Source organism: Pedobacter heparinus (genome assembly GCF_032678725.1).
Taxonomy (GTDB): domain Bacteria; phylum Bacteroidota; class Bacteroidia; order Sphingobacteriales; family Sphingobacteriaceae; genus Pedobacter; species Pedobacter heparinus_A.
Window position 1 is genome coordinate 599,676 of sequence record NZ_JAVTSC010000001.1, and the last position, 14,838, is coordinate 614,513.

General features: G+C 42.1%; 13 protein-coding genes. 9 read left to right on the forward strand and 4 right to left on the reverse strand.

Annotation, left to right across the window (positions count from 1 at the left end):
• Positions 1-5 precede the first annotated feature (5 nt).
• From R2Q85_RS02365 to R2Q85_RS02380, 4 genes are all read left to right on the forward strand, one after another.
• A complete protein-coding gene (locus R2Q85_RS02365; protein WP_316810136.1) occupies positions 6-1,319 on the forward strand; it encodes a DUF4876 domain-containing protein in 1,314 nt (437 codons plus the stop codon).
• An 8-nt stretch (positions 1,320-1,327) separates the two neighbouring features.
• Positions 1,328-2,938, forward strand: a complete 1,611-nt coding sequence (locus tag R2Q85_RS02370) for a DUF6850 family outer membrane beta-barrel protein (protein ID WP_316810137.1) — start codon at positions 1,328-1,330, stop codon at positions 2,936-2,938.
• Between the two features lie 42 nt (positions 2,939-2,980).
• Complete coding sequence (locus tag R2Q85_RS02375) at positions 2,981-4,120, forward strand: cytochrome-c peroxidase (RefSeq protein ID WP_316810138.1); 1,140 nt, start codon at positions 2,981-2,983, stop codon at positions 4,118-4,120.
• A gap of 84 nt (positions 4,121-4,204) precedes the next feature.
• On the forward strand, positions 4,205-5,419 hold the full coding sequence (locus R2Q85_RS02380) for a dipeptidase (protein WP_316810139.1): 1,215 nt from the start codon (positions 4,205-4,207) through the stop codon (positions 5,417-5,419).
• Between the two features lie 21 nt (positions 5,420-5,440).
• Here R2Q85_RS02380 and R2Q85_RS02385 read toward each other — a convergent pair whose 3' ends face one another.
• Entirely contained in the window at positions 5,441-7,624 is a 2,184-nt protein-coding gene (locus tag R2Q85_RS02385; RefSeq protein ID WP_316810140.1) for a phosphocholine-specific phospholipase C, read from the reverse strand.
• Between the two features lie 213 nt (positions 7,625-7,837).
• Between R2Q85_RS02385 and R2Q85_RS02390 the strand changes: the two genes are divergently transcribed.
• Together R2Q85_RS02390 and R2Q85_RS02395 are read left to right on the forward strand one after the other, a co-directional pair.
• The gene (locus R2Q85_RS02390; RefSeq protein WP_316810141.1) at positions 7,838-9,208 is read left to right on the forward strand and encodes a pitrilysin family protein; all 1,371 of its coding nucleotides are present in this window, start codon (positions 7,838-7,840) and stop codon (positions 9,206-9,208) included.
• A 10-nt stretch (positions 9,209-9,218) separates the two neighbouring features.
• Positions 9,219-10,502, forward strand: coding sequence for a pitrilysin family protein (locus R2Q85_RS02395; protein ID WP_316810142.1), 1,284 nt, complete (start codon positions 9,219-9,221; stop codon positions 10,500-10,502).
• 38 nt (positions 10,503-10,540) lie between these two features.
• On the opposite strand, the gene R2Q85_RS02400 is transcribed toward R2Q85_RS02395, so the two are convergent.
• The 3 genes from R2Q85_RS02400 to R2Q85_RS02410 all read right to left on the reverse strand — a co-directional run bounded on the left by R2Q85_RS02400 (position 10,541) and on the right by R2Q85_RS02410 (position 12,997).
• Positions 10,541-11,293, reverse strand: a complete 753-nt coding sequence (locus R2Q85_RS02400) for a LytTR family DNA-binding domain-containing protein (protein ID WP_316810143.1) — start codon at positions 11,291-11,293, stop codon at positions 10,541-10,543.
• A gap of 3 nt (positions 11,294-11,296) precedes the next feature.
• On the reverse strand, positions 11,297-12,508 hold the full coding sequence (locus R2Q85_RS02405) for a sensor histidine kinase (protein ID WP_316810144.1): 1,212 nt from the start codon (positions 12,506-12,508) through the stop codon (positions 11,297-11,299).
• A gap of 114 nt (positions 12,509-12,622) precedes the next feature.
• Positions 12,623-12,997: a hypothetical protein gene (locus R2Q85_RS02410; RefSeq protein ID WP_316810145.1), complete on the reverse strand. Its 375-nt coding sequence runs from the start codon at positions 12,995-12,997 to the stop codon at positions 12,623-12,625.
• 103 nt (positions 12,998-13,100) lie between these two features.
• On the opposite strand from R2Q85_RS02410, the gene R2Q85_RS02415 reads away from it, so the two are divergent.
• The 3 genes from R2Q85_RS02415 (at position 13,101) to R2Q85_RS02425 (ending at position 14,831) form a co-directional block, all read left to right on the forward strand.
• The gene (locus tag R2Q85_RS02415; protein ID WP_316810146.1) at positions 13,101-13,274 is read left to right on the forward strand and encodes a hypothetical protein; all 174 of its coding nucleotides are present in this window, start codon (positions 13,101-13,103) and stop codon (positions 13,272-13,274) included.
• A 314-nt stretch (positions 13,275-13,588) separates the two neighbouring features.
• A complete protein-coding gene (locus R2Q85_RS02420) occupies positions 13,589-14,611 on the forward strand; it encodes a type IV toxin-antitoxin system AbiEi family antitoxin (protein ID WP_316810147.1) in 1,023 nt (340 codons plus the stop codon).
• Entirely contained in the window at positions 14,598-14,831 is a 234-nt protein-coding gene (locus R2Q85_RS02425; protein ID WP_316810148.1) for a hypothetical protein, read from the forward strand. The genes R2Q85_RS02420 and R2Q85_RS02425 overlap by 14 nt, the downstream gene beginning before the upstream one ends.
• Positions 14,832-14,838: the final 7 nt, after the last annotated feature.

Sequence of the window (14,838 nt, forward strand, 5' to 3'; positions counted from 1 at the left end):
TGATCATGAAAATAAGTAATAAGATAATTTTACTGCTGGCCATTGCCGCTTTCAACCTTGCTTGTAAAAAAGAAAGATCGTTTGAATTACATCAAGTAGTGGTTCAATTAGAATATCCGCAAGGCAGTGCTTTATCTGTGGTGGCAGGCGTTAAAGTGAAATTAACAGGTAATGGTTCTGTTTTTGAAGGATTGACTGATGCCGAAGGTAAAGTGGTACTTAATATCCCTTCGGACGTTTATGATATCGCCTCGTCCGAAACCCGTAAAATTGGCACAAATATCTATAATTACAATGCGTTAAGCAGCAACCAGGTAATTGTAAACAACTGGAAAGATGGCGATATAATTACCATGAAATTACAGGAATCAAAATCTTCGCAATTGGTGATCAAAGAGATACTGGTCGGTGGTACACCTTTCGACAGTGGTTCCAGTACCTTTAATTACGATGGATACATCGTGATTTATAACAACTCCGATTTTCCTTGTACCACTACCAATTTATGTATTACAGCAACAGGCCCTGCAAATGCACATGCTACTAACAACTTTTACGGAACGGATGGCAAATTGCTTTATGAAAATGAAAACTACATACCGGCCGCGGGCGGGTTCTGGTACTTTACCCAGCCTTTAACTTTACAGCCCGGAGCACAGATAGTAGTTGCTTTTTACCAGGCAGTAAACAATACGTTAACGCACAGTAAGTCTATCAATTTTGCCAACCCTGATTATTATGCCATGTATGATATGGCAAGTACTTATAAGAATGCCACTTATTATAAGTCGCCTTCAGAATTAATACCAGCTACGCATTATTTGAAAGCGTTGAGTTACAGTACCGGAAATGCCTGGACACCGGGCGTACTAAGTCCGGGGTTATTTATTTTTGAGCCGAAAGGAATTACACCGGCAGCACTGGCTTCTGACGCCAGCTACACAGTAAACGGTTCCTACAAAAAGATACCAATAGATTGGATATTGGATGGCGTGGAGAGTTTTCTGCTCAATAACCAAAACAGCAAAAAACGTTTCCTGTCAACTGTCGATGCCGGCTATGTTTACCATACCAATTCTAAGGGCTATACCGTTTACAGAAATGTAGATAAGGAAGCCACGCTGGCTATACAGGGAAATGCCGGTAAAATAATTTATGGCTATAACCTAGGCACTGTTGCCATAGGGGGAAGTACAGATGCAAGTGATATCAATGCAGAAGCTTCAATAAAGAATGGGGCACGGATTATATACAAAGACTCCAATAATTCAAGTAACGACATGCACTTACGCTTAAAAGCATCTTTAAGTAACTATTAATTGTTGACATGAGGTTTAGATCAAAATATTTTTTATATGCCCTTTTGGCCGGCATATGCACAACCACCACACTCTTTGCGCAACAAGCAGAAAGTATTGATGCTGATATGGACTATATCCGTAAAAGTAATGCCTGGCTGAACTCCAGGAATGCTGCAGGCTTAAACCATTACCAATCGGTTAATATTTCTAATGCTGAACTCTTTTTTAATAAACAGGATGGCGGTTTTAGAAATTACTTTCAGTCTGACGATAGCCAGGATTATGGTTTACAGGCAAATTCCTATACGCGTTTAAATCAGACTGTGGTATTAGCCGGCGGGTTTGAATACCAAAACTTTAAGGGCAAAAATATGAGTGGTTCTGCCTTTCTAGATCCTTACCAGAATCCCTTTGATATTGTAGAGCTGGATGCAGCTAATAATGGTACCAAAGAATCTGAATTTTACAATTTAAATGGCGCCCTGAGCGCCCAGGTAACTTCTAAATGGAGTATTGGTGGCAAGCTCAGTTACGGAGCTGCCAACTTTGCAAAAAGGAAAGATTTGCGGCACGTAAACAAGCTCCTGACAATGGATGTAAGTATTGGTGCGCTTTATCAGTTAAGTAAGGTTGTTGAATTTGGTGCAAATTATAACTATAACCGCCGGATTGAAAGCCTGAGTTTTAGGGCCTATGGCAATACTGATCAACAGTACCTGTCATTGATCGATTATGGCTCGTTTTACGGCCGTACAGAACTGTTCGGCGACTATGGCTACACCTCAAGTCAGAACACTAATCCCTTAAAAGATATCAGGCAGGGCGGTTCCCTGCAGCTAAATCTTAATTTTAATAAAAAAGTATCCTTGTTTAATGAGTTCAGTTACGAAGATAGAAGAGGCTTTTTTGGAGAAGAGGGGACCTCTTCCATACTTTTAACCAGACACAACGGGTCAGGTTTTGCTTACAACGGCCAATTGTCTGTGAAAGCTGACGATATTGAACACCACTTTACTTTGAAGGGCAAATACGATTTTCTGGAGAATAAAGAGACTATTTACAGAAGAGAAACGACCATAGGCGAGGTAAACAGGATCGTTTACTATGGAGACCGCAATGTATTTTCGGGTGAGACGATAAATGCCGGGTTGAGCTATGATATTTACCTTGGCGTAAAAAATAGCCGCCCAAAGTGGGCTGCCAGTTTAACTGTTGACTATATGGTTAAAGATCAAAGTACAGACCTGTATCCCTATTACAGAGATCAGAAAATAAATAGTTATCAGATTTACGGGCAACTAAGCAGGGAATACCAAAAACAGAAAGATGCTTTTACTATTGGCTTGGGTATGGGTTATGGCGCCGGAAGTGGAGAAATGGCCATAGATGGAACAGCAACGAAGCCGGCGGCAGACCATATGGCTCCGGCTACAATGACACAATTTCTTAACCAGGAATACCAGTTTCTCACAGCGGCCCGCATTAAGGGAAATGTGATGGTCAAATATACGAGGGCGGTGCAAAATAATTTAAGCGCATACCTAAAGTTAAATTATGCGCATACCTATGCAGGAGATGTTACGTTTATGGGTAATCATTTTTACTCAACCAATGTCAGTGTAGGCTGTAACTTTTAGTATTTGAATAATTACCCTATTTTTGCATAAATTTTCCAAAAGATGAAGTTTTTTGTAGGTACAAGTCTCCTTATCGTATTTGTTTTATTGCACATGTCATTCAGACAGATCAGCTATACTTATGATGGCACTTCACTGGATAGTTTAAGGACTATGTATGGACGTCCCGTTGGTAATTGGCCAAAACCGGATATAGACTCCGGCATAGCCTGGCAGGAATTTAAAGCCCTGCCTAAAACGGATACCAGTTATTTCCGCCTGATGGAAAAACCTAAGATCAAGCTGGGTAAACTGCTATTTTTCGACCCCTTGTTATCTGGCTCAGGACAAATCTCCTGCAGCAGTTGTCACGATCCCCAAATTTCATGGGGAGACAGACGCGCCGTTGCCCTGGGTAACGACCATTTAAGTGGCAACCGCAATACCATATCCTTATTGAATGTGGCCCATCGCAAAACCCTGTTCTGGGACGGACGAGCAACCACTCTGGAAGAACAGGCCAAATCGCCAATTGAAGCACATAACGAAATGGCCATGAAGCCAAAAGTTGTAGGACAGAAAATAGGGGCTATCAAAGCCTACAAACAACTATTTAAAGAAGCCTTTGGCGATGATAAGGTGACCTATGAAAAAATCGTTACTGCATTGGGAGCTTTCCAGCGCACGATAACCAGTCGCCAAAGCCGTTTCGACCGTTTCCTTGCGGGCGATACCAAGGTGCTTACCGACCAGGAGATTGAAGGATTACACTTGTTCCGTACCAAAGCCCGTTGCATGAACTGCCATTATGGTCAGTACCTAACCGATGAAGAATTTCACAACATAGGCTTAACCTATTACAAACGTAAATATGAAGACCTGGGCCGGTATAATGTTACTAAAAAACCAGAAGACGTAGGAAGGTTCAGAACCCCGTCATTAAGGGATGTGATGCATGGTGCGCCCTGGATGCATAACGGGTTGTTTGATAACATCGATGGCATCATTAATATTTATAATAGTGGGATGCACATGATTGATCCGAAGCCGGAACAAAAAGCCGCCGATCCATTGTATCCTCAAACCGATAAAATATTAAGAAAGTTAAATCTTAACCCAGATGAAAAGAAAGCTATTGTAGCTTTCTTACAAGCGGTAACGGCAACTCAATACCACATGCCAAGGCCGGAATTGCCAAGGTAGAGGTTAAGATCACTATACATATTCGATTTTATTTCCTAAATTAAAGGCAGGAAACCATCATGAGCAAAACACGCACAAACAGCGATGAATATTGCTCATGATAGCTTCATCACCTATAAAAACAATGGCATACTGATGAAAAATAAATTCCCTGCCTTTTTGCTGTTAAGCTTTTGCGCATTGAGTAGCTACGCGCAGCCTGCAAGAACATTGCACGAACGGGCTATCGTGGTAGATACACATGGCGATATCATGTTCAACCAGATCAAGTCTGGGATTGACATCGGGCAAAGGCAGGCTACTGGTAATTTTGACCTGGTGAGGGCAAAAGAGGGTGGTCTGGATGTGCAGGTATTTTCCATCTGGTGCGACCATACCGGCGGCTATGCATTGGCCAACCGGCAAATCGATTCCCTGCAAAGCCTGATCAAAAGATATCCCGACCGTATCGCCCAGGTCACAGATGCAGCGGGCCTCAAACAAGCCGTAGCCTCAGGCAAAATGGCTGCCCTAATTGGTGTAGAAGGCGGGCATATGATCGAAAATCGGCTGGACTATATAGACAGCCTGGCCAAAAGAGGCATGACCTATCTGACCCTGACCTGGAACAACAGTACCCCCTGGGCAAGCTCTGCCGCCGAAGAAGTGCTGGGTAAACTGCGCAACAAAGCCGGTCTGAATGCTTTTGGAAAGAAGGTAGTGAAACGCCTGAACAAGCTCGGCGTAATGGTAGATCTGTCACACGTTGGGGAACAAACCTTTTACGATGCGGTGAAGGTGTCCACCAAGCCGGTGATTGCCTCACACAGCTCGGTATATGCCTTAAATGCTGTGCCGAGAAACCTTAAGGACAGCCAGATTAAAGAAGTAGCGAAGAGCGGCGGGGTAGTGTTTGTAAACTTCTACAGTGGTTTCATAGATTCCGGGTATTATGCAAGGAAGAAAAATTTTTTAACCAGATATGATGGAGAACTGAAAGAATTGACTGCAAAATATAGCAGAGGCGATGCAGCCGATACGCTGATCACCCGGCATCATCTGGAGGCCGAAAGCATACGGCCTAAGCTATCTGTATTGATAGACCATATTGATTACCTGGTAAAGCTGGTTGGGCCCGAGCATGTAGGGCTCGGCGCCGATTTCGATGGTGCAGAGTCTTACCCGATGGGCATAAACAGCGTGGCAGATTATCCCCTGGTTACCGCAGAATTATTGAAGAGGGGCTACAGCGAAAAAGACATCCGACTCATTTTGGGCGAGAATTTTATCCGCGTTTTGCGGGCCGTTAAAGGCAATTAAGCATGCCTTTGAATAGGCATACTATATTTCAGCAGCCATTGCCGGATCACTGATCCCCGGCTTCCCGGTTTCTACTCTTCCCGCCAGGCGATAATGAAAGATACCGGAGGTGCTGACCACAAAATCGTACCAACAGGCACTTTTTGTCAATTCCCATTTCAGGCTCTTTTTAGCACCAGCCTTGCATGCAATTTTTTGCGTAGGATAACCATAGGCACTGGAAACTACAGAGACCTCCATAGCTGACCTGCCTGGATTGAATATGTTCAGATTCAGGCCACCTTTTCTGTGGTCATATTCCAGGTCTATTACAGGTTCTTCCTGTGCCAGATTTCCGGAAAATTTATGGAAATATCCATTTGGACCAAAAACTTCAAGATCATAAACGTCTGTTTTGACAGCCCATTCATCCTGTAAAAATTTGCCTGCCTCAACCGTATATCTTCTGGGGATCTTATCCAGGTCTTTCAGGTCATAAACATGGAAAACTACACCAGCAGTACCATTGTTCTTAAAGAGCAGCTGAACTTTCTTTTTCTCTTTCAATGGTTTTAATGAAGTATTTAACCGGTATGGCAGGGCCCTGGAATACCGGTTTCCTTTTTCCTGATATAAACGGGAAGGGGAGTCAGGTGCGGTAGCGCGGGGCAGCTTTTTTGAAGCCTCATCCAGCTCCGCATAATTGGCAGTTTCAGGCATCTTTGGGAAAACAGGGTCATTAGGTCTTTCAAAATCAAAAGCCGAAGTAAGGTCGCTGCTGATGGCCCGGTGCCAGGGACTTATTGCCGGGATCTTTACCCCAAACCGTTTTTCAATAAACTGCCCTACAGAGGTGTGGTCCGCAACTTCAGAATTCACCCATCCGCCCTTGCTCCATGGCGATATGATATAAAGCGGTACCCGGGGGCCCATTCCCCAGGGACGAATGTTTCCACTAATGGTATCCCGCTTGTCCTGGTAAGACCGGGTCTTGACTTCCGGAACTGGCGCTCCGGGTTTAGGCGGGTACGCCGGAATTGGAACGCGTCCGGTTCCTGCTTCGTTATTAAAATACATGCCGGCTACATCGATGGTAGATTTTCCGGCCAGTGTATTGTCCAGGTTGTAAGACGGGACTGCCGGAGCAGGGATATGGTCAAAGAGTCCGTCGTTTTCATCAAAAGTGAGGAAGAATACGGTCTTGCTCCAAACTTCAGGGTTAGCGGTGAGTGCTTTCAGCACCTCATGGGTAAAATCTGAGCCGCGGTAAGGGCTGGATGGGGCTCCTGGATGTTCAGAATTTTTCTGGGATGGAAGTACCCAGCTCACAGCCGGAAGTTTATTGTCCTTCACCTGCGTTCTCAAGTCATCAAGCGACCAGTGTTTCATCCCGTTTTCATAGAGCGGAGATCCTGGCTTTGCATTCCGGAAACTTTCAAATGCCAGTCCGCCGTGCATGGCGCCGTCCCAGTTGTCGTTCGGATCCTGGTAGATCCTCCAGCTTATGCCTGCTTCCTGAAGCACGTCAGGAATGGTAGGCCACTGGAATGCGCTGCCTTTATAAATGTACCCGGGCTCCGGCAAGGCACCCTTAACCCAGCAGCGAATGTTGGTAGGTTCGGAATCAGCCTCAGTGCAGTTGATTCCCTGGGCCCGTTTTTCAGGGTTAAAGTTTGATCCAGACCAGAACATGATGCGGTTCGGATCGGTACCGGTGGCCACAGAACAGTGGTGTGCATCGGATATGGTAAAGGCTTCGGCGAGCGCATATTGAAAGGGAATCTCTTCCCTGGTGTAATACGCCATAGAAAAGGGAGTTTTGAACTTAGGCCAGAACCCATATTTACCTTGGTTCCAGGCTGCCTGCATATCAGGAAAGTCATGTGGCGTTCCATTGATCAATGCCGCATTACTTGTTTTTTTACTGGCATGGTATGGTGGAATGATCTTCTTTCCGTCGGATTGGAAAAAAGCCCGCTGCCCGCTTTCCAATGGAATCGGAAACCGGTCACCAAAGCCCCTTACTCCCCGCATAGTGCCAAAATAATGATCAAATGAACGGTTCTCCTGCATCAGGATAACGATGTGCTCTACATCTTTAATGGATCTTGTTTTGTTATGCGCCTGGATGGCCAGCGCTTCTTCAAGCCAGCTGGCCCAAATGGTAGTGGCTAATCCCGCACCCGCGGAAAGTTTGATGAATTTTCTTCTGTCGATCTTAGACATTGTTTTCAGATTAAATCTCAATTTGTGGTTGACGCTAAATCTAATTATTTTTTTGTTTGATATGATACAGTTTTAAAATTTCCATGTGATAACCACATAAAGGGAGAAAAAACCGGAAAAATATTTCGGTATAAATAATAGCAGTTTACCGGAAGTTTTAATTGTTTTTTCGGGTGAAATATGTTTAATTAGTGGCAGCAATTATCTAAATACATGACGCAATTCACACGCTTATTTGCCACATTATTTTTAATGTGTCTGGGCACGGTCCGGGCCCAGGAAGTCCCGGCCGGAAATACCCAATTCAAAAAACTTGCCAATGGCCTTGAAGTTCTTGTTGTTAAAGACAATACTGTGCCTTTGGTTACCATCGAGATCGCCTGCAGAAATGGCTCTTTTACAGAAACAGACGATTATAATGGATTAAGCCATTTGTACGAGCACCTGTTCTTCAAAGCAAACAAAGACTATCCAAGTTATGAGCACTTTACCAACAAAAGTAATGAGCTGGATATCAATTCAAATGCAAGGACCCGCGAAGAAGTAGTGAACTATTATTTCACGCTGCCTGCGGCAAATTTGAAGGAGGGCATGAAATTTATGAATTCAGCCATACGTTACCCAAAGTTTGCTAAAGCTGAGATGACGAAGGAAAATGAAATTGTAAATGCAGAATTCACCAGGCATGAGTCCAGTCCGGTATTTGCGCTGATGGAGGCGAATTCAAGGCATATGTGGGGCGCTAATTATTCCAGAAAAAATGTAATTGGCAATCATGAGGTTATCTTATCGGCTACCCCCGCAAAAATGGACTCCATACAAGCTAAATATTATTGGCCTAACAACACCATATTGGTCATTGCAGGAGATGTAAATACAGAAGAAGCATTTTCACAAGCTGAGCGAATTTTTGGCAGTTGGAAAAGTTCAGGTTTTGACCCTTTTAAAAAATGGCCCATTCCGGAAATGAAGCCCTTGGAAAAACCGGACTATTATATTGTAGAATCCGATAAAACCCCAATTCCCTACCTGCTGATCAGCTGGCATGGTCCTGATACGAGAAATGATATTCCTGCAACCTATGCGGCGGATGTTTTTTCTTTTATCGTAAACCAGAACGGCTCTAAAATGAAAAAGGCCTTAATCAACTCCGGGCTTGCCCAGGAGGCAGATGTTAATTATTATACGCAGAAGTATACCGGTCCGATCAGCTTTATGGTTAGTCCAAACCCTGCCAGGATCAGGGAGTGCTATGAAGAAGTGCTGAGACAAATTTCGCTATGGGATGAGGAAGATTATTTATCTGATATTCAGATTGAACGTGCTAAGCGTCTGTTGTCGATCGACGAGGTAAAACGCCGGGAGGTAACCTCAGAGTATGCACATTTACTTTCCTTTTGGTGGGCTTCGGCATCAGTCGAATATTATACGCATTACGAAGAAAACCTGCATAAAATTACGCGGAAAGACCTGCTCGACTATGTAAGAAAGTATATCAAGAATAAACCTTACTGTGCGGGGCTAATGCTTGATAAGCCCGCCATTCAATCCCTTAAGCCACTGGAATTTTTCAAATCTAAATAGTCAGACCATCATGAAACGATATTTATTAGCCACACTTTTGTCTATTGGTTTTTGCCAGTTGTTTGCCCAGCATCAAACCTTTTCTTTTGACGTGAATGGGCTTAAAGTAATTTTTAGACCTACACAAAAAGAGACAATCAGTATGCGTATGTATTATAGAGGCGGGGTAACAAACTATGCACCACAGCAAAGCGGGATGGAGAACCTGGCCTTGTCGACGGCGGCCACATGCGGAACAAAAAATTACACGGTACAGGATTATCATGAACTGGCCGACGAGTATGGGATCGAAATCGAGGGAGGCTCGAAGAAAGACTTTGGCACAATCGGTATGGACTGTATCCGCAAATACTTTGACCAGGGCTGGAAATTATTTACAGACGCCATTGTAAACCCTGCATTTGATCCGGCTGAATTTCAAAATGAAAAGGAAAAAGCCATATCTTCCGTTTTTGCGCGCCAATCTAATCCTGAAAGCAGGATTGATCAGATGTCCGCTTCGGTAATGTTTCATGGCAGTCCTTATGATATAGATCCATTGGGCACAGATAAAACCTTAAGTGGTTTTACCGCGGATAGCGTAAAAAACTACTATCATGAAATCCTGTTGAATAAGAACCGGATGTTTCTTGTTGTTGCCGGGAACATCACAAAAGAAGCGCTGGAAAAAAAGATTACAGCGGCGTTTGGCACACTTAAGGCAAAACCATATACACCCGCGGTTTATGAACAAAAACCTTTGGAGGGAGAGCGGCTGTTTACGGAACACAGACCCCTGGCTACCAACTACCTGAGCTGTGTGCTGAATGCGCCCGTTTTAAGTAGTCCTGATTATTATCCCTTTGCGCTGGGCATTAATGCTTTAAGTAGTATGTTGTATTATGAAGTAAGAACCAAACAAGGGCTTTCCTATGCACCGGGAGCTACAGTAGAAGTACAGCAAATCCCCTATGCTTCCATGTATGTAAGTACTACACAACCAAAAAAGGCATTTCAGGCAATGGTCAGTGTGTATAAACGTGTTTTGTCAGGTGGTTATGGTCAGGAATTTCTGGATGGTATGAAGAAAAATTACCGGAACCAATACTACAAACACCAGGAGAGCTCAAGCCTGATCGTTGATGACCTGGGCGAAGCAGAAGCACTGGGAGGATACGAATTGCTGGAAAACAAAATAGAAACCATAAGTAAGATTAAGCTTCAGGATATGCATGTTGCCCTTAATAAATACCTCAGGGGTGCAGTATGGGTTTATCTTGGCGACGAACAACTTGGCAAGGCAGCTTTTCAATAAAGCAGGTTTCTCTGCATTATTAAGCAGGTATTGTAAGCTTACAAAGTTGCGCCTGTTAATTGGTTTTTAACCTTATCTTTATGTGGTCTGGATACCGGTATTTTCTCTCCGGTTTCTAGCAGCAGCATACCTCCATCTTCTTTTAGCCAGCTTTTTACAAATTTGAGGTTTACCAGATGGCTTTGATGCGTTCTTATAAATCCATTATTCTCCAAAAGTTCAGCATACTCTTTAAGCACTTTAGACACCAATATTTTCTCACCATTTTGCAGGTAAAAGAACGTATAAGTACCCTCTGCTTCGCAACGCACAATATTAGTTAGCAACACATATATTATTTCTTTTTGCTGCGGTAAAGCAATTTTGAGGGGCACAGCGTGATCTCGTTTAATGTGATTTACCAAAAAATCCAGCTGCATGGTTTGCTGTTTCTCCTTTAGTTTAACTTCTGCCTTATTTACTGCAGATACCAGTTCATCAATATCAATAGGTTTCAAAATATAATCCAATGCAGCGAATTTAACGGCCTTTATGCCGTAATTATCGTAGGCAGTTACAAAGATAACTTCAAAGTCTTTTTTCGGCAGCAGCTTGAGTAAATTGAAACCGGTATCGTTATCTAGTTGGATATCTAAAAAAATAAGGTGTGGTTTGTCTAATTCAAATAGCGAAAATGCGTCCTGGTTGTTATTTGCAGTGCCTAATATTTCCACTTGCGGACAGTACTTATTCAATAAAATGGTAAGGTTTTTTACATTGGCGAGTTCATCATCAACTATTATTGCTTTCATAAATTAGAGCCATTTGGTTAAAGTAATAGTTACTGTCGTTTTTCCTGGTTTGGACTCCATGCTTAATCGTATTGGATCTTTTTTATAGATTTTGTTTAAAAGTGCTATCCGTTTGGTGCTCAAATCGAAACCCAAACCCTCATAAGATTTGGAGGCGTCAAATCCCTTTCCGTTATCTTCGATCTTGAGAATAAGATCACTGTAAGTTTTAAAGATAGCAATATTGATTTGTCCATCGCTGTTTAAATTAGCGATACCGTGTTTTACCGCATTTTCTATAAATGGCTGTAATAACATGGAGGGTATTTCAGTATTATAAAGATCAAGATTGGGATCTGTTGTTATCTCATATTTAAAGTTGAACCTCAATTGCTCCATTTGAAGGTAATCGTCCAGTAAGTTACACTCTTCTTCCAGACTAATAAGATCATTGCTTTTTAAAACAGCCCTGGTTAATCGTGCAAACCGGGTTAAATACCTATTGGCTTGTTCTGATTGATTAGTGTTCATCAGGTTTTGAATACCCGCGAGTGCATTGAATAGAAAGTGCGGATTTAATTGAGAACGAACTGCATCTAATTGAAGTTGGGCTTTTTCTTTTTGTTTTGTGGCATTAATCGCCCTGAACCTTATAGTTAAATAAAAGGCTATCCCCATATATGCGAGAAATGCATGTAGCCATATGAAATTTTTTCTTACCCTATAAAGCTCATCAGCATTAAAATAGGCTCTCTTTTTTCCGAAAACGCTTTTGTCGGTAACTTTGTTACTCAAAATTGTAAAGGTCTTACCATCTAATTTAGCCATTGGAATAACAGACACTTCGTACCTAAATGGCCGGTTGAATAATTTGCGATCAATTAAAATGCTAGCACTTGAGTCGCAGTGGTTGTATGTCCAACGGTCTGAAATAAGCACATAGCTTTCATCAGATAAGTTTTTCAGGTAAAGCCGATAATGTGCATTTTTAGCAATATTCGTAATGTCGACCTTCACATCAGAAAATAGCTTTATGTTAAACTCTTTTTCTCGAAATAGAGCGAGGTACGGATCTAAAAATGTTCTTTTTGGTTTATTGGTTAGCAACCAATTGTCATCAAATACAGATATTTTAGCCGGTCTAATATGAGCGGTATCAATAACCACATTTGGTTGAGCAATTGAATTTAAGCTGTACAAGCAACCAGTTAAGAACGTTAAAAGCGATATCTTCATAATTTTTTCTATAAACATCCAGTTTGTGCATCGGACGGCAAACTTGTAATTGGTAAATTACTGGTATGGATTGGTATCTAACAGAAATTTGCGTTGAGTTATTGATATCGCTTACTAAAATTCTTCGAAACTGTCTCTTTCCCTAATCTCCTCTCCTGTTAAAATAACCTGAAATGTGTCTTTATCAATAGCGAAGTTCACATTTATAAAATTAGCTAATTCTGTTTCCGTTAGTTCGCATCCACTAAATTCTGTGGCATTGTAGTTTATCCTGAATTTACCATGAAGTTCATCAGTAAAAACGAGTTCAATTATTTTGAATATGGATACTTTATATCTACCCGGCAGGTAATTGTCGATAAGGTAACTAATTTCAGTTTTTTGGTTACTCAAATCCTCTTTAAGTATTTTTGGCGCATTAGAGGGCTGATCAACAATAGCTTGAATGATGTTATCTGATATGGAGAGTTTTTCTTCTGGAATCTTCATCAGCACGAAGTTAATAAACTATATTTGATTCAACTGACTTTCTTAAACTCGCTTGGAGTGATGCCGTACTTGGCTTTAAATACCATTGAAAAGTAAGTGGCAGATGAATAACTTTAAAACACCGAAAATTGAATCCAAAAGCATTATAAACAATAAAGCCCAACAATGTTGGGCTTTAAATTATTCTGACGGGGATGAAGGGAGCCCATTTGAACATTTGCAAGGAATATTTGAGGTTATTAAGGAAATATATAAGGATAAAAAGAAGGAATTATAATGATTCGAATATTGGTTAAATGTGGATCATTATTATGCCATCCAATTGAGCCTGTTACTATTGGTGAGCACATTAAAAAGAAACTCTTTCAGGAAACTTGAAGATTAATTGTCCACTTAGGGGAGCCGCATGAGGTAATTTTTTAGACAGTATCAATGACCATAGGCTTGATAATTCTTTCTTTGAACGTCTTTCCAGGCCCAGAGCCCGATTCGTATGGACCTGTTATAGCCAGATCATATTGAATTTTAATTTGATAATTCTAATGTTGTTCACTATATTTGATTGTTCACGTAACGTGAACACGATGTATTATGAACTATGAACATACAATAGCGCAACAGGCAATAGATCAATTGGAAGAATATACGCCCATAAAAGGGGAGTGGAATTTAGTTAATACACCACCTGATGATGGGATTGATGGAACGATTGATCTTGCATGGGCCGGTAATAAGGTTCGGTTTTTTGTTGAGGTTAAAAATGAACTAAGAGCATACCAGTTACCTAAAATACTGAAGCAAGCTGAACACTTTAAGCCTATGATGGTGATCGCAGAGCGAATTTTTCCGATCCTTAAGGAAAAACTTCGAGAACATAAGATTAGCTACCTGGATGGTGCGGGGAATATATATGTAGAACAGCCGGGGATCTATCTCTGGCTGGAGGGCAGAAAAGTGCCTGAGCAGCTAAGGACTGTTACCAACAGGGCTTTTACGAAAACAGGATTAAGAACAGTATTCTATTTGTTATGGAAGCCAGAGGCAATCAATATGCCACACCGGAAACTCGCCCGGCTTACCGGGGTTGCCCTGGGAAATATCAGGAACATCATTTTGGGTTTAAAGCAGGCAGGTTTTCTGCTACAAATCAATGACCAACAACTGGCCCTTCAAAACAAAAGCGCTTTACTGGAAAGATGGATGGCAGGCTATAAGGAGACTTTAAGGCCGTTTCTGCTGATCGGGAAATACCGGCTAAACAGAGAAACGGATTTCAGGGATTTAATGAATTTTCCGATAAAGAAGGGCGAAACAGTCTGGGGGGGGGAACCAGCAGCTGAACTACTCAACAACTATCTTAAACACAAGGATCTGACTGTTTATACAACAGAAGCCCGAACAAGTCTGATGCAGCAATGGCGGCTAATACCGGATACTGAGGGAAATATTACCTTTTATGAGAAATTCTGGCAGGAGGAGCAGGAAGGACCACCACCTCTTGCGCCGGCATTGCTGATCTATGCAGACTTAATGATTACTGCGGATCCGAGAAACATGGAAGCCGCGGAACGGATATATCATAAGTTTTTAAAGCAGGAATATGAACAATATTAGATTAGGGGAATTAAAAGGGGTTTTCGACGACCTGGAGGCAATCTTCGAGAAAATGGATATTGACTTTTACCTCATTGGGGCTATGGCTAGGCAGGTTTGGTATGCGGGTTCTGGTCGGACACAAAGGACAACCCAGGATGTGGACTTTCCAGACGGACTATTTAATAGTCCCAGACGCCTGGGAATAGCGGACGTGTATTTGATCATCCTTGTGGATTAATCAAATT

What these genes read in the sequence shown, in the direction of transcription:
- R2Q85_RS02385 (WP_316810140.1), bottom strand. Translation starts at nt 7,624, where the DNA reads ATGTCTAAGATCGACAGAAGAAAATTCATCAAACTTTCCGCGGGTGCG.
- R2Q85_RS02405 (WP_316810144.1), bottom strand. Translation starts at nt 12,508, where the DNA reads ATGAAGATATCGCTTTTAACGTTCTTAACTGGTTGCTTGTACAGCTTA.
- R2Q85_RS02380 (WP_316810139.1), top strand. Translation starts at nt 4,205, where the DNA reads ATGAATATTGCTCATGATAGCTTCATCACCTATAAAAACAATGGCATA.
- R2Q85_RS02375 (WP_316810138.1), top strand. Translation starts at nt 2,981, where the DNA reads ATGAAGTTTTTTGTAGGTACAAGTCTCCTTATCGTATTTGTTTTATTG.
- R2Q85_RS02390 (WP_316810141.1), top strand. Translation starts at nt 7,838, where the DNA reads ATGACGCAATTCACACGCTTATTTGCCACATTATTTTTAATGTGTCTG.
- R2Q85_RS02395 (WP_316810142.1), top strand. Translation starts at nt 9,219, where the DNA reads ATGAAACGATATTTATTAGCCACACTTTTGTCTATTGGTTTTTGCCAG.
- R2Q85_RS02370 (WP_316810137.1), top strand. Translation starts at nt 1,328, where the DNA reads ATGAGGTTTAGATCAAAATATTTTTTATATGCCCTTTTGGCCGGCATA.
- R2Q85_RS02415 (WP_316810146.1), top strand. Translation starts at nt 13,101, where the DNA reads ATGAATAACTTTAAAACACCGAAAATTGAATCCAAAAGCATTATAAAC.
- R2Q85_RS02365 (WP_316810136.1), top strand. Translation starts at nt 6, where the DNA reads ATGAAAATAAGTAATAAGATAATTTTACTGCTGGCCATTGCCGCTTTC.
- R2Q85_RS02410 (WP_316810145.1), bottom strand. Translation starts at nt 12,997, where the DNA reads ATGAAGATTCCAGAAGAAAAACTCTCCATATCAGATAACATCATTCAA.
- R2Q85_RS02425 (WP_316810148.1), top strand. Translation starts at nt 14,598, where the DNA reads ATGAACAATATTAGATTAGGGGAATTAAAAGGGGTTTTCGACGACCTG.
- R2Q85_RS02420 (WP_316810147.1), top strand. Translation starts at nt 13,589, where the DNA reads ATGAACTATGAACATACAATAGCGCAACAGGCAATAGATCAATTGGAA.
- R2Q85_RS02400 (WP_316810143.1), bottom strand. Translation starts at nt 11,293, where the DNA reads ATGAAAGCAATAATAGTTGATGATGAACTCGCCAATGTAAAAAACCTT.